Source organism: Thermaerobacillus caldiproteolyticus (assembly GCF_015326725.1).
Taxonomy (GTDB): domain Bacteria; phylum Bacillota; class Bacilli; order Bacillales; family Anoxybacillaceae; genus Thermaerobacillus; species Thermaerobacillus caldiproteolyticus.
In genome coordinates, this window is sequence record NZ_CP064060.1 from 1,792,194 (window position 1) to 1,815,816 (window position 23,623).

General features: G+C 42.8%; 25 protein-coding genes. 1 reads left to right on the forward strand and 24 read right to left on the reverse strand.

Going from position 1 to position 23,623, the window contains the following annotated elements:
• Positions 1 to 40 precede the first annotated feature (40 nt).
• The 11 genes from dinG to ISX45_RS08895 all read right to left on the reverse strand — a co-directional run bounded on the left by dinG (position 41) and on the right by ISX45_RS08895 (position 11,056).
• Positions 41 to 2,797: an ATP-dependent DNA helicase DinG gene (gene dinG / locus ISX45_RS08845; RefSeq protein ID WP_194520541.1), complete on the reverse strand. Its 2,757-nt coding sequence runs from the start codon at positions 2,795 to 2,797 to the stop codon at positions 41 to 43.
• A gap of 286 nt (positions 2,798 to 3,083) precedes the next feature.
• Entirely contained in the window at positions 3,084 to 3,467 is a 384-nt protein-coding gene (gene panD, locus ISX45_RS08850; RefSeq protein WP_181555927.1) for an aspartate 1-decarboxylase, read from the reverse strand.
• 44 nt (positions 3,468 to 3,511) lie between these two features.
• A complete protein-coding gene (gene panC / locus ISX45_RS08855; RefSeq protein WP_194520542.1) occupies positions 3,512 to 4,360 on the reverse strand; it encodes a pantoate--beta-alanine ligase in 849 nt (282 codons plus the stop codon).
• Positions 4,357 to 5,196 (reverse strand): 3-methyl-2-oxobutanoate hydroxymethyltransferase, encoded by an 840-nt coding sequence (gene panB / locus ISX45_RS08860; RefSeq protein WP_181555925.1) that lies wholly within the window; start codon positions 5,194 to 5,196, stop codon positions 4,357 to 4,359. The genes panC and panB overlap by 4 nt, the downstream gene beginning before the upstream one ends.
• Positions 5,197 to 5,478: 282 nt before the next feature.
• Complete coding sequence (locus ISX45_RS08865; RefSeq protein WP_194520543.1) at positions 5,479 to 6,468, reverse strand: biotin--[acetyl-CoA-carboxylase] ligase; 990 nt, start codon at positions 6,466 to 6,468, stop codon at positions 5,479 to 5,481.
• On the reverse strand, positions 6,426 to 7,640 hold the full coding sequence (locus ISX45_RS08870) for a CCA tRNA nucleotidyltransferase (protein WP_194520544.1): 1,215 nt from the start codon (positions 7,638 to 7,640) through the stop codon (positions 6,426 to 6,428). Before ISX45_RS08870 ends, ISX45_RS08865 begins: the two co-directional genes overlap by 43 nt.
• Positions 7,637 to 8,773, reverse strand: coding sequence for an N-acetyl-alpha-D-glucosaminyl L-malate synthase BshA (gene bshA, locus ISX45_RS08875; protein WP_181555922.1), 1,137 nt, complete (start codon positions 8,771 to 8,773; stop codon positions 7,637 to 7,639). Before bshA ends, ISX45_RS08870 begins: the two co-directional genes overlap by 4 nt.
• Positions 8,770 to 9,480 (reverse strand): bacillithiol biosynthesis deacetylase BshB1, encoded by a 711-nt coding sequence (gene bshB1 / locus ISX45_RS08880; RefSeq protein WP_194520666.1) that lies wholly within the window; start codon positions 9,478 to 9,480, stop codon positions 8,770 to 8,772. The genes bshA and bshB1 overlap by 4 nt, the downstream gene beginning before the upstream one ends.
• Complete coding sequence (gene mgsA, locus ISX45_RS08885; RefSeq protein WP_181555920.1) at positions 9,473 to 9,895, reverse strand: methylglyoxal synthase; 423 nt, start codon at positions 9,893 to 9,895, stop codon at positions 9,473 to 9,475. Before mgsA ends, bshB1 begins: the two co-directional genes overlap by 8 nt.
• Positions 9,896 to 9,912: 17 nt before the next feature.
• On the reverse strand, positions 9,913 to 10,713 hold the full coding sequence (gene dapB, locus ISX45_RS08890; protein WP_194520545.1) for a 4-hydroxy-tetrahydrodipicolinate reductase: 801 nt from the start codon (positions 10,711 to 10,713) through the stop codon (positions 9,913 to 9,915).
• A 13-nt stretch (positions 10,714 to 10,726) separates the two neighbouring features.
• On the reverse strand, positions 10,727 to 11,056 hold the full coding sequence (locus ISX45_RS08895) for a nucleotide pyrophosphohydrolase (protein ID WP_181555918.1): 330 nt from the start codon (positions 11,054 to 11,056) through the stop codon (positions 10,727 to 10,729).
• A 135-nt stretch (positions 11,057 to 11,191) separates the two neighbouring features.
• Here ISX45_RS08895 and ISX45_RS08900 point away from each other — a divergent pair, with 135 nt between their 5' ends.
• On the forward strand, positions 11,192 to 12,064 hold the full coding sequence (locus tag ISX45_RS08900) for a YitT family protein (protein ID WP_181555917.1): 873 nt from the start codon (positions 11,192 to 11,194) through the stop codon (positions 12,062 to 12,064).
• 86 nt (positions 12,065 to 12,150) lie between these two features.
• Here ISX45_RS08900 and ypjB read toward each other — a convergent pair whose 3' ends face one another.
• The 13 genes from ypjB to trpA all read right to left on the reverse strand — a co-directional run bounded on the left by ypjB (position 12,151) and on the right by trpA (position 23,620).
• Positions 12,151 to 12,936, reverse strand: coding sequence for a sporulation protein YpjB (gene ypjB / locus ISX45_RS08905; RefSeq protein WP_194520546.1), 786 nt, complete (start codon positions 12,934 to 12,936; stop codon positions 12,151 to 12,153).
• Positions 12,937 to 12,995: 59 nt separating this feature from the next.
• Positions 12,996 to 13,589: a lipoprotein heptaprenylglyceryl N-acetyltransferase LhaT gene (gene lhaT / locus ISX45_RS08910; RefSeq protein ID WP_181555915.1), complete on the reverse strand. Its 594-nt coding sequence runs from the start codon at positions 13,587 to 13,589 to the stop codon at positions 12,996 to 12,998.
• 78 nt (positions 13,590 to 13,667) lie between these two features.
• Positions 13,668 to 14,435 carry a menaquinol-cytochrome c reductase cytochrome b/c subunit gene (locus ISX45_RS08915; RefSeq protein ID WP_181555914.1) on the reverse strand — a complete coding sequence of 256 codons (768 nt, stop codon included), beginning with the start codon at positions 14,433 to 14,435 and terminating at the stop codon, positions 13,668 to 13,670.
• Positions 14,436 to 14,483: 48 nt separating this feature from the next.
• Positions 14,484 to 15,158 (reverse strand): menaquinol-cytochrome c reductase cytochrome b subunit, encoded by a 675-nt coding sequence (gene qcrB / locus ISX45_RS08920; protein WP_181555913.1) that lies wholly within the window; start codon positions 15,156 to 15,158, stop codon positions 14,484 to 14,486.
• Between the two features lie 3 nt (positions 15,159 to 15,161).
• Entirely contained in the window at positions 15,162 to 15,668 is a 507-nt protein-coding gene (locus ISX45_RS08925; protein WP_181555912.1) for a Rieske (2Fe-2S) protein, read from the reverse strand.
• Between the two features lie 146 nt (positions 15,669 to 15,814).
• Positions 15,815 to 16,276 (reverse strand): YpiF family protein, encoded by a 462-nt coding sequence (locus ISX45_RS08930; RefSeq protein WP_228485683.1) that lies wholly within the window; start codon positions 16,274 to 16,276, stop codon positions 15,815 to 15,817.
• An 83-nt stretch (positions 16,277 to 16,359) separates the two neighbouring features.
• Entirely contained in the window at positions 16,360 to 16,893 is a 534-nt protein-coding gene (locus ISX45_RS08935; RefSeq protein WP_181556109.1) for a ReoY family proteolytic degradation factor, read from the reverse strand.
• 65 nt (positions 16,894 to 16,958) lie between these two features.
• The gene (locus ISX45_RS08940) at positions 16,959 to 18,215 is read right to left on the reverse strand and encodes a tetratricopeptide repeat protein (protein ID WP_194520547.1); all 1,257 of its coding nucleotides are present in this window, start codon (positions 18,213 to 18,215) and stop codon (positions 16,959 to 16,961) included.
• Positions 18,216 to 18,230: 15 nt separating this feature from the next.
• Positions 18,231 to 19,133, reverse strand: a complete 903-nt coding sequence (locus ISX45_RS08945) for a hypothetical protein (protein ID WP_194520548.1) — start codon at positions 19,131 to 19,133, stop codon at positions 18,231 to 18,233.
• Positions 19,134 to 19,227: 94 nt separating this feature from the next.
• Entirely contained in the window at positions 19,228 to 20,517 is a 1,290-nt protein-coding gene (aroA, locus tag ISX45_RS08950; protein WP_194520549.1) for a 3-phosphoshikimate 1-carboxyvinyltransferase, read from the reverse strand.
• A 15-nt stretch (positions 20,518 to 20,532) separates the two neighbouring features.
• A complete protein-coding gene (locus tag ISX45_RS08955) occupies positions 20,533 to 21,636 on the reverse strand; it encodes a prephenate dehydrogenase (protein ID WP_181555907.1) in 1,104 nt (367 codons plus the stop codon).
• Between the two features lie 69 nt (positions 21,637 to 21,705).
• Positions 21,706 to 22,803, reverse strand: a complete 1,098-nt coding sequence (gene hisC, locus ISX45_RS08960) for a histidinol-phosphate transaminase (RefSeq protein WP_194520550.1) — start codon at positions 22,801 to 22,803, stop codon at positions 21,706 to 21,708.
• A gap of 52 nt (positions 22,804 to 22,855) precedes the next feature.
• The gene (gene trpA / locus ISX45_RS08965; protein ID WP_228485718.1) at positions 22,856 to 23,620 is read right to left on the reverse strand and encodes a tryptophan synthase subunit alpha; all 765 of its coding nucleotides are present in this window, start codon (positions 23,618 to 23,620) and stop codon (positions 22,856 to 22,858) included.
• Between the last annotated feature and the right edge of the window lie 3 nt (positions 23,621 to 23,623).

Consider the following 23,623-nt stretch of genomic DNA (forward strand, 5'->3'; position numbering starts at 1 on the left):
CCAATTCTAGCTATAGATTGTGTCGTTTGGCGCCAATTTATCACAACCACTCTTTAAGTTTTTGCAAAAGCGATTCAAGCGGCTCTTCGTAAACGGAAACGGGCGGCAATGAAGCTAAAAAGTACTTTCCGTACGAAGCAGAAGTGAGCCGTCGGTCAAACACAAAGACAACACCTTTATCTTTACTTGTACGAATGAGTCGACCAAACCCTTGCTTAAACCGAATAACCGCTTGTGGCAGTGATAAATCATAAAACGGATTACCGCCACTGGCACGAATTTGTTCGCTTTTTGCTTCGATGACAGGATCATCCGGTGGAGCAAAGGGTAAACGCACAATAATGACAATCGATAATTGCTCCTTAGGCAAATCAACGCCTTCCCAAAAATTGCTTGTTCCAAATAATACCGCTTTGTCGAACTGTTGAAACGTTTTCGTGAGCTTCGCGGCACTTCCACCTTGCATTCCTTGGGCAAGAAGTACAAATGTTTCATCTTTATTTTTGTCTTTCAGAGCCGAGGCCGTTAATTTTAACAGTTCATATGATGTAAATAAAACAAGCATTTTTCCGTTCGTGCTATCAGCAATTTGTAAAATATGATCAGCCACGACATTGGCATAATCTTCTATGGAAACAGCGGAAATCGCTGGTACATCGCTAGGAACCATTAGTTTTGCCTGATGTTCATAAGAGAACGGGGACGGAATGGCGCGACAAATAGGATAAAAATCTTCTAATCCGAGACGCGACATGATGTAAGTAAAGTTGTTATTCATCGTCAATGTCGCTGAAGTTAACACAACGCTTTTCTTCTTTGCAAATAATTGGTCAGCAAAAAATTCTCCCAATTGGATCGGCTGGGAGTAAATCGTTGTTGCATTCGCAGCCCCTTTTGCCTCTGCTTCAATCCAGCGTACAACCATCGGATCATCAGCTTCAAGAAGATGGTGTAACGATCGGATTAGTTTTTCAAATAAAGAAACATCCGTAAAATAATGATGATCTGACTGCGAATTGAATGGTTGAAAAAAGGTATACAATTGATTTGTGTACTCCACAAGCTGTGACGTATGGCCAAGCACACGCCATAGCAATTCTTGAATGGCTTCCCACTGACGACCATGTTCTTTTTCCGGCTGAAAACGATAGCGACACCGTCCTGTTATTTCATTCGTTTTTCGTACTAAGGCATAGCGACGAATCATGCGAAATAATTCATCACATTCAAATTCAAGATCCGTAATGATTTGATCACAGCGTGCAAAGTACGTGTCGGCATCTATCCCCTGCTGTTTAAACCACTGATTGAGTTTATAAAGTGAGCCATCCTCATGTGATTTTCCCATTCGCGTTAATAATAAACGAACGGTCACATAATCGACTTGCTGCCCAAAATAATTAGACGCGACTTCCTCTAAATGATGGGCTTCATCAATCACGATGTGTTCATACTCGGGAATGAGCGGCGTTGAAGCCGTTACATCTTGTAATAAAAAAGCATGGTTCGTAATAATGAGATGCGCTTCTTTCGCTTTTTGTTTGGCACGAATGAAAAAGTTGTATTTTTCTTCCCTGCTCTCTTCATCCATTTCCAAAGATGTCCAAAATAGTCGGCCGCCCGATGACAAATTAAGTTCATCCATATCTCCCGTCTCCGTTTGCGTTAACCATACAAGAAGCTGACACTTCATTAAAACGACATCATAATTTTTATTTTCGTCGTGAAGAAAGGAAATAAACTTGTTAAGGGAAAGGTAATTTCGCTTTCCTTTCAATACAGCGACTTGAAACGGAAACGGAACGATTTTTCTTACTAAAGGAATATCACGCTCGACTAGTTGTTGTTGCAGCTGCAATGTATGGGTGCTAATGACGACACGCTTTTGCTTTTCATAGGTAAAAAAAACGCTTGGAATTAAATACGCGAGGGATTTGCCAATGCCCGTTCCTGCTTCGATAACTGCATGTTGCGATGTTTCAAGCGCTTCATGAACAATTTTCATCATTTCCCATTGTCCATCTCGCTGTTCATAATCCGCGAGTGGAAGCGTATGGGACCCTTCCAAAAATCCGGAAAATGACATCGTATCATTAGCCCATGTTTGCTGTTTTGACACTGAAGTCGTTGGTTTTTTCAGCGCGATTCCACGATAAAACATATATGAGCGCTCATCATGTAACGATTTCATTTTTTCCATAACCATCGCTTCAAGTAAAGAAGACAAATCGCTATGTAAGTCTCGCGATAATCGCTGCAATTGCTGCAAGGTTACAAGCGGCAATGCGCGCAATTGTTCAAACAATGCCAATAATAATTTTGCGGTCACTTCCGCGTCGCTATCGGCTTGATGCGGTTGTGTATGAGCGATTTGCAACTTTTGAGCTAACTCATTCAATTTATAACTAGATGAAGTGGGAAAAAGAATGCGTGCCAACTCCACAGTGTCAATCGTCGGTCCAGAAAATAAAGGAAGCCCTGCCATTTTTAATTCTTCTTGTAGAAACATTAAATCAAACGAGACATTATGGGCAACAAAATAAGCTTCTTGCAACGTTTCAACGAGCTTAGGCGCCACTTCCGCAAATACGGGAGCATGTTTGACCATTTGTTCATCAATATTTGTAAATTGTTGAATAAATGGCGGGATATCGCGTTCTGGGTTAACAAAGCTCGAGAATCGTTCGATAATTTGTCCATTTTCAATGACAATCATTCCAATTTGAATAATGCGATCTCCCTTTTTTGGTGTATTGCCTGTTGTCTCTAAATCTATGACAACAAATCGTTCGTTCATTGTTTCACCTCAATACACAGAAAAACGTATAGAAGGGGCTTTCTCTTTTGAGAAACAGCCCCCTTTTGTCATTCTCCGTTACGATTGTTTCGTTACTCTTATATCTCAAACCAGCAAGGCAGGCAAAGAATCTTTTTCATTAAACGTTAGACACGTTCGCCCTCGCTTTTCTGCGTCGTTCAGTTTAGAAGCTAGTTACACCAAACCAACCCCTTCAAGGTGACAAGCACCTCTCTAGGTGAAAAACGCATGGCTTCAAGAGCTCATCGCGCTACCTCTTCTTTTCTTATAAAATCGTGTTGGCTGGTTCTTCGACAATTAATTGTTGAATGCGATTTTGCTCGTCCATAATCGCAATTTTAGGACGGTGTTGGGCAATTTTTTCCTCTGGAATAAGCGCGTACGAAATGACGATAATAATATCATCTTTTTGAACGAGACGTGCTGCCGCACCGTTTAGGCAAAATACGCCGCTGCCACGTTCACCGGGAATAATATATGTTTCAAAACGCGCCCCGTTATTATTGTTAACAATTTGCACTTTTTCATTAGCAACCATGCCGACTGCATCTAAAATATCTTCGTCAATCGTAATGCTTCCAACATAATTTAAATTCGCTTCGGTTACGCGGGCACGATGAATTTTTGCATTCATTAATGTTCGAAACATACAAGGGACCCCCTAAAATAATATGAATGAAATGTATAAATCCATTAATTCACGTCAAGTGTTATATTATCAATGAGACGTGCATTTGTAAACCGTACTGCAAGCGCAATGATAATCCTACCCGACAACCGTTGCAGCGGTGTCAAGTCAGGGTATGAATACACTTCTACATAATCAATGACCGCATGCGTGTTTGTTTTGATATGATCCTCAATGAGTGAACAAATCGCAGCAGGATTGCGTTCTCCGTTTTCAATCGCTATCTTTGCCTTTTGTAATGCTTCGTATAAAGCAGGAGCTTCCTTCCGTTCTTCATCAGATAAATAGACATTGCGTGAGCTTTTGGCAAGCCCGTCTTCTTCACGAACAGTCGGAACAGAAATTAATTCAATCGGAAAATGAAAATCACGAATTAACCCATCAACAACAGCTACTTGTTGAGCGTCCTTCATTCCAAAATACGCACGAGTTGGCATAACAATATTAAATAATTTCGTTAAAACTGTTGCTACTCCATCAAAATGTCCTGGTCTCGATTTTCCACAAAGCACATCGACACGTTCTTTAACGACAACTTGCACGCTTAATGGGCGCGGATACATTTCAGTAACGTCAGGATAAAAAAGCACATCAACTCCGGCCTCTTGAGCGATTTGTTCATCGCGTTTGATATCGCGCGGATACCGTTCAAAATCTTCATTTGGACCAAATTGAAGCGGATTTACAAATACGCTCAATACAACAATATCATTTTGTCGACGTGCCTCTCGTAACAGCGTTGCATGCCCTTCATGCAAATATCCCATCGTTGGGACAAAGCCGATCGTTTTTCGTTCGAGACGATATTCGTTCATTATTTTCTGCATATCGCTTATTTTAGTTATGACTATCATTGTTGTCTTCCTCCATACAAAGCAATCCACTCTTCTTCTTTCATCGTAAACATATGAGAAGCTTCAGGAAATTGTCGCAGTTTCACGTCAGCCACATAATTAGCTAACGCCTCGGTGATAATGTCTTGCACGTTGACGTACATTTTTGCAAATTTCGGTATTCGCTCAACCCCATATCCAAGCACATCGTGATAGACGAGCACCTGACCATCGACTTCGTCTCCCGCCCCGATGCCAATTATCGGAATGGACAACTGTTTCGTTATTTCCGCGGCAATTTGTTTTGGGACACATTCTAATACAAGCGCAATGGCTCCAGCTTGCTCACATAATTTGGCATCATTCATTAATTTACGGGCGCTGTCAGCATCTTTTCCTTGTACTTTATAACCGCCAAGCACCCCAACCGACTGCGGAGTAAGTCCGAGATGGGCAACAACAGGGACTCCTGCTTGTGTCAACGCACGGATGACATCAACGACTTGATCGGCCCCCTCTACTTTTACCGCATTCGCACCGGATTGCTGCATGATTCGTTGCGCATTACGGAGTGCATCTTCCATTGATAAATGATAAGACATAAACGGCATATCCGTAACGATAAACGTATTTGGCGCGCCGCGACGCACTGCTTTCGTATGATGAATCATATCTTCGACCGTGACAGGAATGGTGGAGTCATATCCTAGCACGACCATCCCAAGCGAATCTCCGACAAGAATCATATCGACCTGCGCTGCTTCAGCTAATTTCGCTGACGGAAAGTCATACGCTGTCAGCATAACAATCGGCTCATTGTTTTGTTTCATTTTCAAAAAATCCGTTTTTGTTTTCATCTTATGTCCCTCCTCTTTTGTTGCAGAGGAGATGAATCACCGAACAAAAAAACCTTCTTTCTCTACCTTGAGAAAGAAGGACACAAGACACCTATCGGTTGAGTTCATCCCTCTGTCCCAGTCCTTCAACGGATCAAGGCAGATTGTTTCACCATCTGTTTTCGCTTCAAGTCGGTGCAGTTCTTATCAAAGATACTGCCCTTTTTCGGAATGCGCGAAGCTATCCTTACCGCTTCCGTTCGTATTTTAACAAAATTTTAATAATTTTTCCAGACGAATGTTTTATAATTGAATATCAGCGGAGTGAATATAATGAATGTTGCCATCGGCGTCTTCGAGCATTAATACTCCTTCGTCCGTAATACCGAGCGCCATTCCACGAAGCGTCCCGCTCAATGTTCGAGCGGTAATTTCTTTGCCAATGCTAATCGCATACCCTTCCCATAATAATTTAATTGGTCGAAAGCCATGTTGTAAATATTGACGATAAAGCATCTCTATTTTGAATAAAATTTCTTGGATTAATTCAGCACGTTTGATTTTTTCTCCTTTTTCAATGGCTAGCGATGTAGCGATGGCACGAATATCTTCCGGAAATTGTTCGACCGTTTGATTGACATTAATCCCCATTCCGATAATAACAGAATGGATACGGTCTGGTTCGGCTTGTAATTCGGTTAAAATGCCCACACATTTTTTCCCGTTAATTAAGATATCGTTCGGCCATTTAATATCGGGAACAAGACCTGTAACGTCCTGAATCGCTTGAGCGATCGCAACAGCTGTCAGCAATGTCAGCTGAGGAGCTTTTTGCGGCGGAATCGGCGGGCGTAAAATTAAGCTCATCCATATCCCTGTTCCTTTTGGAGAAAACCAATTCCGCGCCATACGTCCACGGCCAGCTATCTGCTGTTCGGCCACAACAAGCGTCCCTTCCTTTGCCCCTTCATACGCTAATTTTTGCGCAATTGTTTGCGTCGATGTAACTTCTTCTTCAAAATGAATGTATCGCCCAAGCGTTTCCGTCTTTAAGCCGAGCTGAATTTCATTCGCCGTCACTTTATCCGGTGTGTTCACAATGCGATAGCCGAGGCGGCGCACCGCCTCTAATTCAAACCCTTCTTTGCGCAAATCCTCGATATGCTTCCATACGGCTGTGCGTGAACAGCCAAGAATTTCGCTAATTTTTTGTCCGGAAATAAAATCGCCTTTTGCCTCAGAAAATAACTCTAGCAGTTTTTTTCGTGTTTCTGATTGCACGGAATGAGCCACTCCTTTATTTGCTCCTTTTTATTATCGATGACCCCATTGATAACAGCCCGCTCTACCATCGCCAACATATCCGCAATCCATGGTCCGCTCGGACGCTTGTACCATTCGATTAAATCTTTTCCGTTAATCGCTAATTCTTTTCGCTCTTTAATTGGCAAAGAAGCGAATAACTGTTGCAATCGGTTCTGATTTTCTAAGATTGATTCCCCAGATATAAGGGAACGAATCGCTTCCGCTGCGCAGGAATGTTCAATCCCGAATTCGTACAAACGCTCTTTTGTCCAATCCGCGTACGACTGGATTATGTTCATAATGTGTAAAATCGCTTCAACTTCCTTGATAAGACGGTTTGGTAATTTCCAAGCACGTAAAAATGAATGAACATCCGATAGATGAAGCATGTAGCAAAGAAATCCCCACCGCTGTCCACGCGAAGAAAGAGCTGTCCAGTCATAATCGATGAGCGTTCGAAGTTCCGCTTCCTTGGCGCGAAGCCCCGGTAAATACAAAAATAATTGCGTTTCCACTAACAAGGAAAAAGCTTGTTGGGCAAACGGTCCTTCCATTAATTTTTCAAATTCGATCGTGATTCGCTCAACAGAAATATGGGCAAGAAGTGAAGTGTGTTCGATGATCGCCTGTTTTGTTTCCTCGCTAAGTTGAAACCCTAATTGGCTAACAAAGCGAAGCGCGCGCATCATTCGCAACGCATCTTCGGAAAAGCGTTCCTTCGCATTGCCAACAGTACGAATAATACGCTGTGAAATCGCTTCTTGTCCATGAAACGGATCAATCAATTGTCCATGTTCATCCATCGCAATGGCATTCATCGTAAAGTCGCGACGCTGTAAATCTTCATAAAGTGAACGAACAAACGTCACCGATTCAGGTCGACGGTAATCTTCGTATTTTCCTTCAGTGCGAAACGTCGTTACTTCATACGGCGTTCCCTCGTGTATTACAGCGACCGTTCCATGTTCAAGACCGACGGCAATCGTTTTCGGAAATAGGCGCATCACTTCTTCCGGCAATGCAGATGTCGCAATATCGACATCGCCAATCGGCCGGTTTAGTAATAGATCGCGCACCGCTCCTCCGACAAAATATGCTTCATGTCCATGTTGTTGCAATGTGCGAATGATGCCAAGCGCTGTTTGGAATGGTTCTTTCATCCCTTCACCTCTTTTACGAGCGAAATATAAATGTCTTCATATTGTTGTACGATTTGTTGGGAATGAAATTTTTCATAAACGGTCCGGAGTGCGCGCTCTGCCATGTATGTATGAAGGTGATCGTCCATTAAAATTCGCAACGTGTTTTCCGCCACTTCTTCGATATTTCCTAGTTCACAGAGAAATCCTGTCTCTCCGTCTTCAATCACTTCCGGAATACCGCCAATACTCGTACCAATACATGGAACGCCGCACGCCATCGCTTCCAGCAACACAAGCCCAAAACTTTCCTTCTCTGATAAAAGTAATTTTACGTCACTGATTGAATACAGTTCCTCTAATTTCTCTTGTTTTCCTAAAAAGCGTACATCATCTGTTAAGCCAAGCTGTCTCACTAAACGGCAAACAACGATCATTTCTGGTCCGTCACCGACAAGCAATAGCTTCGCTGGAATTTGCTTTCGGATGAGCGAAAAAGCGCGAACGACATCCGGTACTCGCTTTACCCGACGAAAATTGGATACGTGAATGAGCACTTTCTCATCCTCACGAATACCGTATTCTTCTTTTAAATGAGCAGCATTTTTTTTACGGTACACGCGCTCATCAACAAAGTTATAAACGGTACGAATCGGTTTTTGAACATCAAGCAGTTCGTACGTTTGGTTGACAAGAGCATTTGAAACAGCAGTAACAATGTCGGATTGTTCAATACCAAATTTAATCATATCGCTTAACGATGGATCGTATCCAAGAACCGTAATGTCCGTACCATGCAGAGTCGTGACAATTTTCAAATGCTCGCCGACCATTTGTCGTGCAAGCACAGCACAAACGGCATGCGGAATCGCATAGTGTACATGCAGCACATCAAGCTTTTCACGTTTAGCGACTTCCGCAATTTTGCTCGCTAGTGCTAAATCGTATGGTGGATATTGAAAAACAGAATATTGATTCACGCTAACTTCATGATAATAGATGTTTCCATACAATTTATTCAAGCGAAACGGCATGCTTGATGAGATGAAATGAATTTCATGCCCTTTCTCTGCTAATAATTTTCCTAATTCTGTGGCGACAACCCCTGAGCCACCGACAGTTGGATAACAAACAATTCCTATTTTTAATCTCATGTCTTCTCTCCTAACAAATCGTTTGAGATGATTATAGGTTTTTTCGTCATAAATCCTTCGGCAAAGGCGACACCAACCTCTTTTCCCCATAATCGTTCCCGGCTCTCAACCATTTCAATATACCCGTTCGTTAATGGAGTATCGACAGATTCAGCTGTTTTTGTAAATTGGCTTTCGTACGCACGCAAACTGTCCAGTTTCGCATCGATCGTTTCACTAATATCAATGACAAAATTCGGGCGCTCGCATGCATTAATCATATAGTAGTATAAATGATTGACGCGATGAGCTGGCAATTGTGCTGACTCATAACGACGAATTCCCGCTGAAAACACAGCTTCCTCGACAAGAGCCCCACAATGCCCATGATCAGGATGACGATCGACCCAATACGGAGCAAACACAACTTGCGGACGGTACGTTCGAATAACGGAAACGATGCGGCGAATCGCGTCTTCCGTCCGGTACAATCCACGGTCGGGAAGACCAAGGTTGATTCTGACGGACACCCCTAAAATTGCAGCCGCTTTCGTTGCTTCTTGTTGGCGTATCTCTACCGTTCCGTTTGAAGACAATTCAGCTAATGTTAAATCACAAATGCCAATTCGATAACCTTTTTTTGCATATTTGGCAATCGTTCCGCCCATGCCGATTTCGACATCATCCGGGTGTGCCCCAAACGCTAAGATGTGCAATCGTTCACTCATCATATGTTTCACCTTGTCTTTTATGAATAATATCGCGCCATGCAAAATCGCCGCGCTCCAGTCCTTTGATTAAAATTTCGGCCGTGCCCATATTGGTTGCCAAAGGAACAGAATATACATCGCATAGACGAATGAGCGCGCTGACATCCGGCTCGTGCGGCTGCGCCGTTAACGGATCACGGAAAAACAGCACCATATCCATTTCATTTCGTGCAATCATCGCCCCAATTTCTTGATCGCCGCCTAATGGGCCTGATTGAAAACGATGCACGTGCAGCCCTGTCGCTTCTTGAATACGCAAGCCGGTTGTTCCTGTCGCATACAGTTCATGCTGTTCTAATACAGCTTTGTAAGCCGTGACAAATTGAATCATATCGGCTTTCTTCTTATCATGTGCGATTAACGCGATTTTCAAAAGGACACCTCCATTGATTATTCAATAATATGTTCAAGACCGTACACGAGAGTATGTAAGTTCATCACCGTCTCAACGGAAAGCTTTACTCCGGACATAAATGAAGCACGGTGAAACGAGTCATGGCGAATTGTTAATACTTGTCCATGACCGCCGAAAATGACTTCTTGATGCGCGATAAGACCCGGGAGACGAACGCTATGAATTGGAATCCCATCATACGTAGCTCCGCGTGCGCCTTCAAGCGTTTCTTTTTCATTTGGATGTCCTTGTTTTTTCGTTGGTCGCACCATGGAAATCAATTGGGCAGTTTTCACCGCTGTTCCAGACGGGGCATCAAGTTTTTGATCATGATGCAGCTCGATAATTTCAACATCAGTAAAGTATTTCGCTGCCATTTGGGCAAACTTCATCATTAAAATCGCACCAACTGCAAAATTCGGGGCGATAATCGCTCCAAGTCCTTTTTCCTCCGCTAATTTTGTTAACCGCTCCAAGTCCTCCTCCGTAAAGCCGGTCGTACCGACAACAGGACGAACTCCATATTGCAAAGCAATCTCCGTATGTTTTTTTCCGGCTTCCGGCGTTGTCAAATCAATAAGAACATCCGGCTTCACTTCTTGAAAGCAGCGTTCAATATCGGTGAAAATCGGAGCTTCAATCCCAGCAAAACCATCGATATTTGCCAAATTTCCACCATCATTGATACGATCGATTACAGCGACAAGTTCAAAATGATCAGTATGATGAACAAGAGAGACCGCTTCTCGTCCCATACGTCCACGCGGGCCTGCCACAACTACTTTAATCGTTTGCATGATTTTTCCACTCCTATTCCTCTTTTCTTGTCCAGCGATGTTGATCACGCGTACGGAATTTTTCCATAACTAGATCATGAGCTTGTTGAAGGTCGATGTGAAGTGAATTGGCAAAACAAATGAGTACAAATAATAAGTCCCCTAATTCTTCCTCAATCGTTTTTTCTTTCTCCGTCTTTTTCTTCGGTTTTTCACCATAATAATGATTCACTTCACGAGCTAATTCCCCAAGCTCTTCTGTCAGTCTTGCTAGCATGGCAAGCGGACTAAAATATCCTTCTTTAAATTGACTAATATACGCATCGACTTCTTGTTGAAGCTGTTTCATCGTTTTTTCTTGCATGAATGTCACCTCTCATTCTTTCATGTTAGCTAAAAGAGAGGGTTTTGACAAATATTTTTGCGCTACATTGCTTGTATGAAAAACTTCCTCTATAATTAAGGGCGCCAACTATTTCTGGATATATGGAGGGTGATTATGGTTTTCGGGCTGAAAATAAAAAATATCTTTTTTATTTTACTTGGTGCTGCGATTTTTGCATTTGGGCTTGTCCATTTTAATATGCAAAATAATTTGGCTGAGGGGGGATTTACCGGCATTACGCTGCTTCTTTATTTCCTGTTTGGGATTGATCCATCGATTACAAATTTGGTGCTCAACGTTCCTCTGTTTTTTATCGGATGGAAATTGCTTGGTCGCAATTCGTTTTTATATACGATTATCGGAACAGTGGGATTATCGCTTTTTCTCTGGATTTTTCAGCGCTATACGATTCATATGCCGCTCAAGCATGATTTAACGTTAGCCGCGTTATTTGCCGGCGTATTTATTGGAATTGGACTTGGAATTATTTTTCGTTACGGCGGAACGACAGGTGGTGTCGATATTATTGCTCGGCTTATTTATAAATATAAAGGCATCAGCATGGGAAAAACGATGTTTACGTTCGATGCCGTCGTGATTACTCTTTCGCTGCTTTTATACCTTTCCTATCGTGAAGCGATGTATACGCTTGTCGCTGTCTTTGTCGCTGCTCGCGTGATCGATTTTATGCAAGAAGGAGGATATGCGGCAAAAGGAGCGACGATTATTTCGGAAAAAAGTGAAGAAATCGCGAATAAAATTTTGACGGAAATGGAACGAGGGGTAACGATATTAAAAGGAAGGGGTTCATATACGAAGCGCGACCGCGATGTATTGTATTGCGTCGTCGCTAAAAATGAATTGCCGCGCTTAAAAAGCGTTATTATTTCTGTTGACCCTCATGCATTCGTAGCGGTGAGCGATGTACACGATGTGCTGGGCGAGGGCTTTACTCTTGATGAAAATAAACGACCGATTGAAAATTAGTCTTTTATTGAGAAATATGGTTACCAAAGAATATTACGAAAGGGGCTAGCGCAGCCCCTTTTAGCGTCGCGTATAAAACGTTACTTTTATTCTTGCTCATGTGTCCGATTTTTTTCTTTTTCACCGCGATATTTGCGCCAACCGACGTAGGTTAACGTTAAAATAATGATGCTTCCTGTAGAAATCATTACCCATAATAATGATGAGTCTGCTTCATCTTTTTTCACATGGTCAAATACCGCTTGCAAGTGTTGTTCCATATCATTCAGTTGTTTCATTTGCTCATCTTGACTTAGTTGCCGGAATTGCGGAGTTTGTAACCGCTGTAAGTCGATATCCACTTGCTTGGCCCATTCTGGCTCAACATCAATTTTTACACTTGGTTCAATGATTTCATATTGATTTAAAAACTGCTGAAGGGATGTTTCAAATGCTTGCTGTTCTCCTCTCTCAACTGTTTGCTTGAGTTGTTGGAACGCCTCCATAATAGGTTCTTTCATTTCCGACCAAAGTGGTTGATGAGTCGAATGAATGGCATCCACAACAAGCCGAAATTGGATGACCTTGTCAATGCGTTCTTCTGTTGGCAATGTGGATGCAGTAAGCGTTTTTAAGGCACCTTCATGGGTAATCGTAATGGCACGAAGCTCATCCGCCGATTTAAGTTGTTCACGGGCATGCAATTTCAAAAACTCTTTCGAAAAATATGTGAGTACTTCCTTCGCTTCCTCAAAGCGTTCGTTTTTTGCCAGCTGTAATGCTGTATCGGAAATTTGATCAAGCTTTTCCCAGCCTGCTTGATCGGAAGCAGCGTAAGTAATGATCGGAAATAAACATATTATTATCATAAACAATAGCGATATTCGCCTCATTCTTGTCCCTCCTCCGCTAACTACTATCAATGTATGAGGAGGTGGACAAGAGTAGACCATTATTTTAACGGAAAGTGAAGGCGATCGTTTCGAACACATAGAACATATGCAATACTAATGGAAGCAATGCTTAACCAAAATGTGAAGTAGCCGATTTGTGGAATATATTGTTCAAGGACACTATATCGCGGTAACATACGAAACACATAATCAATGACATCATTATGTAAGGTCCATATCGCGGCAACGGCTAAATGTGGCCATTTTATACGATAAAATGGCGCGTACACGATCCCTTCGATCGCCATCGCCCCGTGTGATAAAATGAGCATCCAAGCAATCGGATCAAGCGTTCCAGTTACCTTCCATACTAATATATTCATGACAACCGCCCAAATGCCGTATTTAAACAATGTCACGATTGCCAACGCTTCCATTAGCGGCCAATTTCGTTTCAGTAAAAAAGCAATAAGCACGAATACAAAAAATAAACTGGCCGTCGGACTATCAGGAACGAATAATAAAAATTTCGCGGGAGTTTCAGATAATTGGTTACCATACCATATGTATCCATAAACAGTTCCGATGATATTAACAATCAATAACATCCATAAAACGGAACGATGAATAAGGAAAGGAAATATCCACTTCATATGTTACACCTACTTTCTATGTAGCCGTAAAGAAAAAAGCTGACTAACAGTAGCCAGCTTTTTTTCTGTTGTGTATCATTATTTTTCTTTTAATCCTGCGATAAATTCAGAAAGCTTTTTCAACTCTTCGTCTGTACCTTTAAAGACGCCCGGTGGCATGTTACCTCTACCGTTTTTCGCAATTTTCGCGATTTCTTCCGGTTTTAAGCCTGTGCCAACAAGTGAAGGTGCTGCTGCTCCACCAGAAAGGTTTTCGCCATGACATGTTGTACATGTATTGGCTTGAGCAATTTTATATCCTTCGGCGTTTTTATCAATTTCCACTTGTGCACGAATTTTCCCTTGTTCAGCCGCTTTTTTCCAGTCGTGAGTAACAACTGACTCCCAAGTAAGGAAAATCATTGCAGCAAGCGTTAACAACATCATTCCTACCGCCACTGGCCGCTTCGTCGGACGACGCTCCGGTCCACGATCTAAAAACGGCGCTAACAACAAAGCACCAAAGGCAAGGCCCGGTATAATAATAGCGCCAACCACCGTATAAGGACCTGACGCATACGAATATTTGAGCAATTGATACAAGAATAAGAAATACCAGTCTGGAAGCGGAATATACGACGTATCGGTTGGATCAGCGATACGTTCCAATGGAGACGGATGAGCAACGGTTAAGCATAAAAATCCGACTAAAAAGACGGAACCGACCATCCATTCTTTTAATAAGAAGTTCGGCCAAAACGCTTCTGTTTTCCCAGGATATTCCGAATAGTCTTTCGGAATATTCGGCTTTCTTACGGCAGAAACGCGGGAATCGCCGACAAATTTCATCCCTTTTCCGCGATGCATATGTTCCCCTCCTTTTTCTCATAGGCTCTCATGAACAGCCTGTACATTTTACAGCGGACCAGAAATCCCTTGTTTGCGAATCATTAAGAAGTGGGCAGCCATTAACCCCAGCAATATTCCCGGTAAGAAAAACACATGAATCGCAAAGAAACGCGTTAACGTTTGGGCACCGACGATTTCAGGGTGACCAGCAAGTAACGTTTTCACCGCTGTTCCGATGACAGGAGTTGCCTCTGCAATTTGTAAACCTACTTTTGTCGCGAATAGCGCTTTCATATCCCAAGGCAATAAGTATCCTGTAAAGCCAAGTCCCATCATAACCATAAAAATTAATACGCCGACAATCCAGTTTAACTCACGTGGTTTTTTGTACGCACCTTGGAAAAAGACACGTAATGTATGTAAAAACATCATGACGATAACGAGACTTGCTCCCCAGTGATGCATACCGCGTACAATTTGCCCGAACGCGACTTCATTTTGTAAGTAATATACAGATTCCCAAGCGTTTTTAATATCCGGAACATAATACATCGTTAAAAACATTCCAGATAAAATTTGAATGACCGTGACAAAGAATGTTAATCCGCCAAAACAGTAAACAAACGCAGAAAAATGGTGTGCCGGGTTCACATGTTCCGGAACTTCATGGTCAGCGATATCGCGCCACAAAGGCGTAATATCTAGACGTTCGTCCACCCAGTCATAAATCTTATTTAACACGTATTACGCCCCCCCTCGTGGTTTCGCTTTACCTAAGTATAATTTGCCGTCTTTGACCTTGTATTCGTAACGGTCTAACGGATGCATAGGCGGTGTTCCCGGAACGTTGGTACCATCTTTTGTGTAACGTCCATAGTGACACGGACAGAAAAACTGATTTGGGTGTTCTTTATCAGCGTTCCAGTTGACCGTACAGCCAAGATGTTTACAGATTGGAGATAATGCGACGATATCGCCTTTCTCATTCTTATACACCCACGCAGATTTCGGCTCTTCCGATTCATACCATGCGTCTTTCACTTTGACTTTAAAGTCAAAGCGTTGAGGCTCTGTCGTGATATCCTTTACTTGCGCCACCGGTACCATCTCTGCACCAGCTTCTTCCTTTAGAATCGGATCGAGTGCAAAACGCACCATCGGCATTAACATTCCAGCAGCCATAAATCCGCCAACACCTGTTAACGTGTAGTTTAAAAATTGACGTCTAGACACCCGATGTTTGTTGCTCATCGTTTTCCCCCCTCTATACAAAGTTAAGTCCATCCGGACAGAATCGTATAACACATATAAAACTAGGACATTCTAATGATAGCTCAAGACGCCGACAAGGTCAATATTATCATCAGTGTAATCGCTAACATTCAAAAAATATCCATCTATGTCCATTGCGAAATGAATGCGCTTAACAATTGAGATATTTGTTCGTGAATGACTTGTTGCTTGTACGTTTCGTCCATATCATAAAACGGAATCATCGGCAATGAAAAAAGCGTCCCTTCCAGCTTGGATTCTGCTTCCTTCCATTCACGGTCGCACGCTACATAAAACACGTGTTTCATACCGTTTTCCTTTAATTCTCTTGTCCATTCTGCTAGTCGCCGAACTCGCTCCTCATGTCGTTCCGTCACGAAATAAGTAAACGGTGGTAATAAAAATAGCCGTCCTTTTAATTGTCGCTCCAGTTCCCCTGTCAACAGTTGAACGAATTCCCCCACAGAAGCAGTAGCCTTCGCTCCGCTAGAAAGCGAAAGCGGCATAAGCGGAATCACCGCGGTATCAATATAGTCTTTTTCTTTTAAATACAATTCCACATCATTGACGGTCCACTTCACATTCATTCTCTCCTCTTTTTTACAAAATCATCCCTTATCAACATACCATATTTACAGCCAAAAAGAAAAACCTTGCCGGCAGCAAGGTGTTATAATCGTTTTAACTTTTCTGTCAATCGCTTAAATTCTTCTTCATCTTGGCGATCTAATGCCTCATCGATAAGCTTCATTAGGCGTTCTTTTTGAAAATCATGGAGCGATTTTTCTAAAAATTGTTCTGCTAACATCTGGTCTTTTTCATTTACATACAAGTGCTTTGGTGCGTATGGATTTTCTTCTAATACGGCGACGTATTGCGGCGAATGGAAGGAAGCACGGAAATTCAGCTGAATATAAATATCTTCATCGCGGTTTAAACGAATGTCATGAAATGATTTTTCTGCATCTGTTGTCATTACATTTCCTTTATAAAAACGAAACGGCACGTCGTCCACACAATGGGTGGACATAACGATGCCACGCGGGCAATATTGAGCATTTTCGACAAAATGAACTTTTTGCATCAACTGGTCATGGCTCATTAAATAGTTTAAAATCCATACACACTCACGTCTTTTGAGTTGATAATGACTTAAAAACCAGCGAATAAACTCCTTTTTCTCATTTACGGATACATGGGCCATCATTTGCTTCCCTCCTCTATCGTTTTCCAAGAAAGAGGTCATGTTCCCCCGATACACGTACATTATTATTCTTCTAGCTCAAGTAACATATGCGCTGCCTCTGTATGTGTAGGATCGATGCGAACGATCTCTTGAAAAATGGCTTTTGCTTCCTTGCGCTGTCCTTCTTCAATAAGAAAATAACCATATTCTTCCAAAAAGTCGGCGTCATTCTTAAAGAAAGTATATGCCTCTTGGTAATGATTTAATGCATCGGAATACATCTCTAGCTTATGTTTGGCACGAGCTAAATCCCATTCAAATTGCGGATCGTACTCTCCTTGTTTGATCGATTCTTCGATGTAAGCAACTACGTCCTCATAGCGTTCTTGATGCAATAATACTTTTGTTAGCGTCAGCAGTGCCTCAATATATCCTGGATCGATTTCAATTGCCTTACGTAAGAACGGTTCCGCCTCATCCGCTTTTCCAAGTTTCAAAGCAATTTTTCCAGCATATAACAATAACTCCTTGTTCCATTCATCAATCGCCAATCCTTGTTTGGCTGTTTCATAGCTTTGATCGAGCTGTCCCTCATGCTCATAAGCTTTCGCTAAATACAAATATAATGGTACATATTCTGGGTCAAGAGTTTTTAGTTCTGTGAATTTTTCAATGGCGGTTTGATAATATTCCGCTTGAAATGCGGTAAATCCGTAGCCGAACAACGTATGGCTATCCACTTTTTCCTGTAATGCTTGCTCATAATATGGAAGTGCTTGTTCAAACTCTCCGAGTAAGCTAAGCGCTTCGGCCATCCGCTGTGGAATATATGTTCCAGCAATGGTCGTCTCTTTTTCCAATACTTTCTGATAAAAGTCGATGCTTTTTTGATAATGTCCGTTCGCAAAATAAAGTTCAGCAAGAGCAAACTGAACAATCGGCTCATCGGGCATTTTCTCATATGCTTTCTTTAACTTTTGTTCGCTCACTTCCTCTAACCCTTGCATTTGATAAAGGTCTGCCGCAAGCAAGCACGCACGTGGAAACAACGGGTCGTCTTCGTCAATGTCCGCTAAAATGTCGAGCGCCTTTTCCTCTTCATCAAGCTCCGTATACACTTCTGCTAAAAATAGCAACACGTCTCCTTCATCGGGATAACGAAGCGCCAGCTCCTCGAGAATCGCGCGAGCTTCATCTAACATTCCCCACGAAAACAAGTGTTCCGCGAGCATATATTTTTCTTCATCGCTACATTCCGCTTTTACTTTTGGAACGAGCGCTAACGCTTTTTCAATTTCCCTGTTTTCAACAAGCTGGACGATTTCGTCGATTCGTTTCATGTATAAAACCCTTCCTTACTCAAAGTATGCGGAAAACATTCCCGGCGCGCGAATCGTTCGCTCTTTGCCAAAGCCGGGGTAGAAAAAGAATTGCTCCTGTACTTTTAACAGTCTTCCTTTATGAACTGTAATAACAGGAACATGATTATCATAATCGACAATCTCATTTTGAGCAACTAAACGGCTCAATAACTCATGCTCATACAGGTTATAATCTACTTCGCCACCAATGCGCAGATCTCCTTTTTGTGGATAAATACCAATTTTCTTCAATACGTCTAACGACAATGGTGTACGCTCTTGTAGTGAAAACGGGACAAATGGCAGGCGATTAGCGTATAACACCTTGCACCAGAGCGCTTCTAGCTTTTTTGATCGTTCATTGTTCATCCAATGTGGAACGAACGTAAGCGGATACGAATACAGCGCTTCGTAAATCCAGCTCCATGGGATATCGTGCAATACTTCGTCCCCTTGCAAGTCAATAAAAATGACTGGAATTTTCAGCCGTTTGCATGTTCGAACAAATGATGGAGTTAGCGTACGGAGAGGGATCTTCACACCGATGAAATAATCAATGGGGCTGTTTAATAAATGTTGTCGCAATTGTTGTAATGCTTTTGGTAATTGTTTTTCATATACAACATCACATACAGCAAGCAATGTTGTACATCCTCTTGCAATCAAGTGTTGCTGTACATATTGCTTAAATTCGGAAAAAGTACGCGGCTGTTGAAAAGAAAAGTCAAGCATAACATGCCCGGGTGTCAGCAAAAATTCTCTTACCGGCATGCGAATCCATTGATACTGCTTTGTCTGACCGCTTATGTAATCAATGCGATTCCCGTCAACAACTAATGAGCAGCGCTCAATTCGCTGATTTTTTACTAAATGTGCTTCATCAATAATATAAGGCATGTTTTCATCCCTCCTTTTAAGACAAGCTATGAAGGAAATGAGAAACATATGAATAAAAAAGCAAGAAACCGTAACACGGCTTCTTGCCTTTTCGTCATTCTATTAAAGAGTGAAGATGCGCAAAAAACATCGGATACGAAACCGCAATCGCCTCAGGGCGTTGCAAAAAGACTTCTCCTTTGGCGATGCAGGCAGCAATAGCCAGCATCATACCGATGCGATGATCACCATGGCTATCGACGATCGTTCCATTCGCCTTCAGCGGAGTTTTTCCGTGAATGATCATCCCGTCTTCTGTCGCTTCAATATCGGCCCCTAGTTTTCGTAACTCTGATACAACGGTGTCAATACGGTTTGTCTCTTTCACTTTCAGCTCGCTTGCGTCTTTAATGACCGTCGTTCCTTCCGCCTGTGTAGCTAACAGGGCGATGATCGGGATTTCGTCGATTAGGCGCGGAATGAGGGCACCACCAATTTCCGTCCCCTTTAATTCGGAAGTGCGGATCGTAATGTCACCGAGCGGCTCTGTTTCTTCATTTCGGACATTTTCAATTACAATGTCCGCTCCCATTTGTTGAAGTACGTCGATAATGCCTGTTCTTGTTGGATTCAAACCAACATTTTTTAAGACGATCTCGCTGTTCGGCACAATCGCACCAGCCACTAAGAAAAAGGCAGCTGAAGAAATGTCACCAGGAACGTATATGCTTGTCGCTGTTAGTTGCTGTGATCCGGTAACAGAAACAGTTACACCATCTACTACAACTTCGCCGCCGAATAATCGCACCATGCGTTCGGTGTGGTCGCGCGATTGGTGTGGCTCTGTAACGGACGTCGTGCCGCGAGCATGTAACCCCGCCAATAAAATGGCTGATTTTACTTGTGCACTGGCTACCGGTGATTCATATTGAATCGACTCTAAGCTCCCTCCGCGAATCGAAAGCGGCGTATAGTTACCATGATCCCGCCCATCAATATGCGCTCCCATCATGCGCAACGGCTTCGTTACCCGTGCCATCGGCCGTTTCGCAATCGATTCATCGCCAATGAGGCACGCATGAAACGGGCAGGAAGCCAAAATACCAAGCAATAATCGTGTCGTGGTTCCAGAATTTCCAACATTTAAAATCTCTTTTGGTTCTTGTAATCCGTTAATTCCTTTTCCTTCGACAACGACTTTACTTCCGTTTTGCGTAATTGAAACACCCATTTTACGAAAACAGTCAATCGTACTTAAACAATCTTCTCCCGTTAAAAAGTTCGAAATCTTCGTTGTCCCGTTCGCGATCGCTCCCAGCATCACAGCGCGATGCGAAATCGATTTATCGCCCGGAACATGAATCGTTCCGTTCAGCGACGAGACATTCGTCCGCAATGGTTGCATAGGATTCTCCTCTCCTCACACTTCGTACGTTTCATAATTTGTATGCTTCTTGATGCACGCTTTTGCTTTCGCCCGGTCTTCTTCGCTTTGAAAGCTAAGCCGAAGCACCCCGTAAATTTCTTCCCTCGTTTCAATGATGCGAATATTCGTAATGCTGATGTTTTCCTTTGCTAAATAGCCTGTAATTTCGGAAATAACGCCCGGATAATCAGGAACATCGACGTATAAATCGTAAAATGACGGAATCGCTCCCTTCGTTCTCACCGGTAACCCATCACGAAATTGTTTGGCTGTTAAAAAATAATGATAAATTTTCTCGCTGTTCTCTTGCTCGACCAATGAACGGATCATGTTCATTTCCGACAGCCAACGGTCAAACAGGGCGAGAAGTTCTTCCTTGTTATGTATGAAAATATCACGCCACATTTCCGGATTGCTTGAAGCGATGCGCGTAATGTCACGAAATCCACCCGCTGCTAGGCGGCTGACAAGCGCATGTTCACTTTCATATTGCTGCGCTTGATGAACAAGACTAGCGGCAATAATATGCGGAAAGTGGCTAATGACGCCAGTAATTCGATCATGTTCTCTCGGCGAAAGAATGACAAATTGCGCTTTTGTTCCTTTCAACCATTCTTGCAATCTTTCAACTTTGTCGGAAGGAACTTCTGATGTCGGTGTTAATACATAAAATGCATTTTCAAACAAATGTGCTCTCGCTGCGGTAACGCCGCTTTTATGTGAACCTGCCATCGGGTGACCACCGATAAATGTAATTCCCCGCTGTAATAATCGTTCCGCTTGCTTGACAATTCGTTGCTTCGTGCTGCCAACATCGGTAACGATTACCGTTTCCTTGAGGCGAAATTCCAGCATATCAGCTAAAATGTTTTCTGTTTGCATAACCGGTGTCGCTAAAATAATGACATCGGCGCGCTCCATACCGTCTTCAAGGGAAACAGCAATTTCATCAATCACTTTTAACGAGCGCGCTAACTTCGCTTCGTCTTCATTGACATCAAATCCGATGATCGTAGCCTCTGAATGTTCTTTTTTAATCGCTAACGCTAGCGATCCCCCAATCAATCCAAGTCCAACAACAAAGATGTTTCCTTTCAACGATTTCACCTTCTCTTTTTACGCGCGCCCGTTGCTGCCCAATAAGCAATGGGCGCGTTATCCGTCCGTTTATACAAGCTGTTTTTCTTTGATCATTTGTTGTAACGCTTCGCAAATTTGTGCGTTTTGTTCCTCGGAGCCAACCGTAATTCGTACAGAAGTCGGAAACCCAAGCGCATTGCCGGAGCGCACGATAATGCCGCGCTCTAGCAAGTATTGAAACACTTTGTTTCCTTCGATTCCAAAATCAATCAAAATAAAGTTCGCTTCAGATGGATAGTAGTGTAACCCATTTTCTTGACAAAAGCGATAAAAAGTTTCCATCCCTCGTCGATTTTTCTCCACGCATTCTTTGATGAACGATTGGTCCTCTAAAGCGGCAATCGCTGCAGCTTGAGCCACAATTGATGTATTGAACGGCTCACGCGCCGGTTCGATTTGACGAACAAGCGTTTCGCTCGCAATGCCATAACCGATGCGCAACCCCGCTAATCCGTATGCTTTGGAAAACGTACGTAAAATCATGATGTTATCATATTGGCGAAGCAGCGGAACCGTCTCTGGATAATCGTCCGCTGTGACGTATTCATAATAGGCCTCATCGAGCACGACGAGAACGTGTTTTGGGACTTTCTGTAAAAATGATAATAACGCTGATTCATTGACATACGTCCCTGTTGGGTTGTTCGGATTACAAATCCAGACAACGCGAGTTTGTTCATCGATCGCGGCAAGCATTCCTTCGAGATCGTGCCGGCCATCGACAAGAGGGATTTCACGAATTTCCGCCCCTTCGATCGTCGCATTATGGCGGTATTGTGGAAACGTCGGAGTCGCCATCACTGTGTTCGTTTCAGCTGATAAAAAGGCGCGGCAAATAATTTGTACAAGCTCATCAGAACCGTTGCCGAAAATCAATTGTGTTTCGTTCACCCCTACATGTTCGGCGACTTTTTCGCGAAGCTTGCGCGCATATCCGTCTGGATATATGGCAAGCTGATCTAGCTCTTTCGCGATCGCTTCTTTCACAGATGGTGAACAGCCGTACGGATTTTCATTGGAAGCAAGCTTAATGACTTTGGTTAACCCATATTGCCGTTTCACTTCGTCTATCGGTTTTCCTGGCTGATAAGGAGGTAACCCTTGTAACTGATTTTTAATTTTCATTTTCTCACCCCATTGTGAAAATTTGCACTTTGTCCACCGGGTTCAAGACATTTCACTCTAACGGTGCAACCAATGATTGGGCGTAGCTGCGAAATTCGTTTAGTGCATCCGTTTTTGTCTCTTCCTGCTGCAACTTATCGGCCAGCTGCTCGATTTTTCGCACAAGCGCACTGCCGATCACTACACCGTTACAGCGGTCTTTCAGCATGTTCACTTGCTCGCTCGAAGAAATCCCAAACCCTACAGCAACTGGAACGCGGCTATATCGCTTGACTTCCTCTAAAAACTCGCCTAATTCATCCGGCAATGTGTCACGAATCCCCGTCACTCCCAGCGATGATACACAATATAAAAATCCTTGAGCATGGGAAGCGATCGCTTTGATTCGCCGTTTAGACGTCGGTGCAACTAACGAAATGAACGAGATCCCGGTTTCAGCACTCCGCTTTCGAATATGTTCGCTTTCTTCAAATGGTAAATCAGGAATAAGGATGCCATCCACCCCATTTTTTCGCGCTAAAGCGAAAAAGGATTCTTCTCCTAATTGTAACACAGGATTGTAGTACGTAAAGATAATAATTGGTATTTTTACGCCTTTTTTTCTCATCTCAGGCACTAACTCCATCGCTTTTTGCAGTGTCATCCGATGACGCAACGCCCGTGCCGCTGCTCGTTGAATAATCGGTCCATCTGCCAGCGGATCAGAATAAGGGACGCCAAGCTCTAATATATCGGCGCCTGCCTCCTCGAGCGCAAGCGCCAGCTCGATTGTTACATCTGGATGTGGATCACCAGCAACAATAAAAGGAATAAACATCGG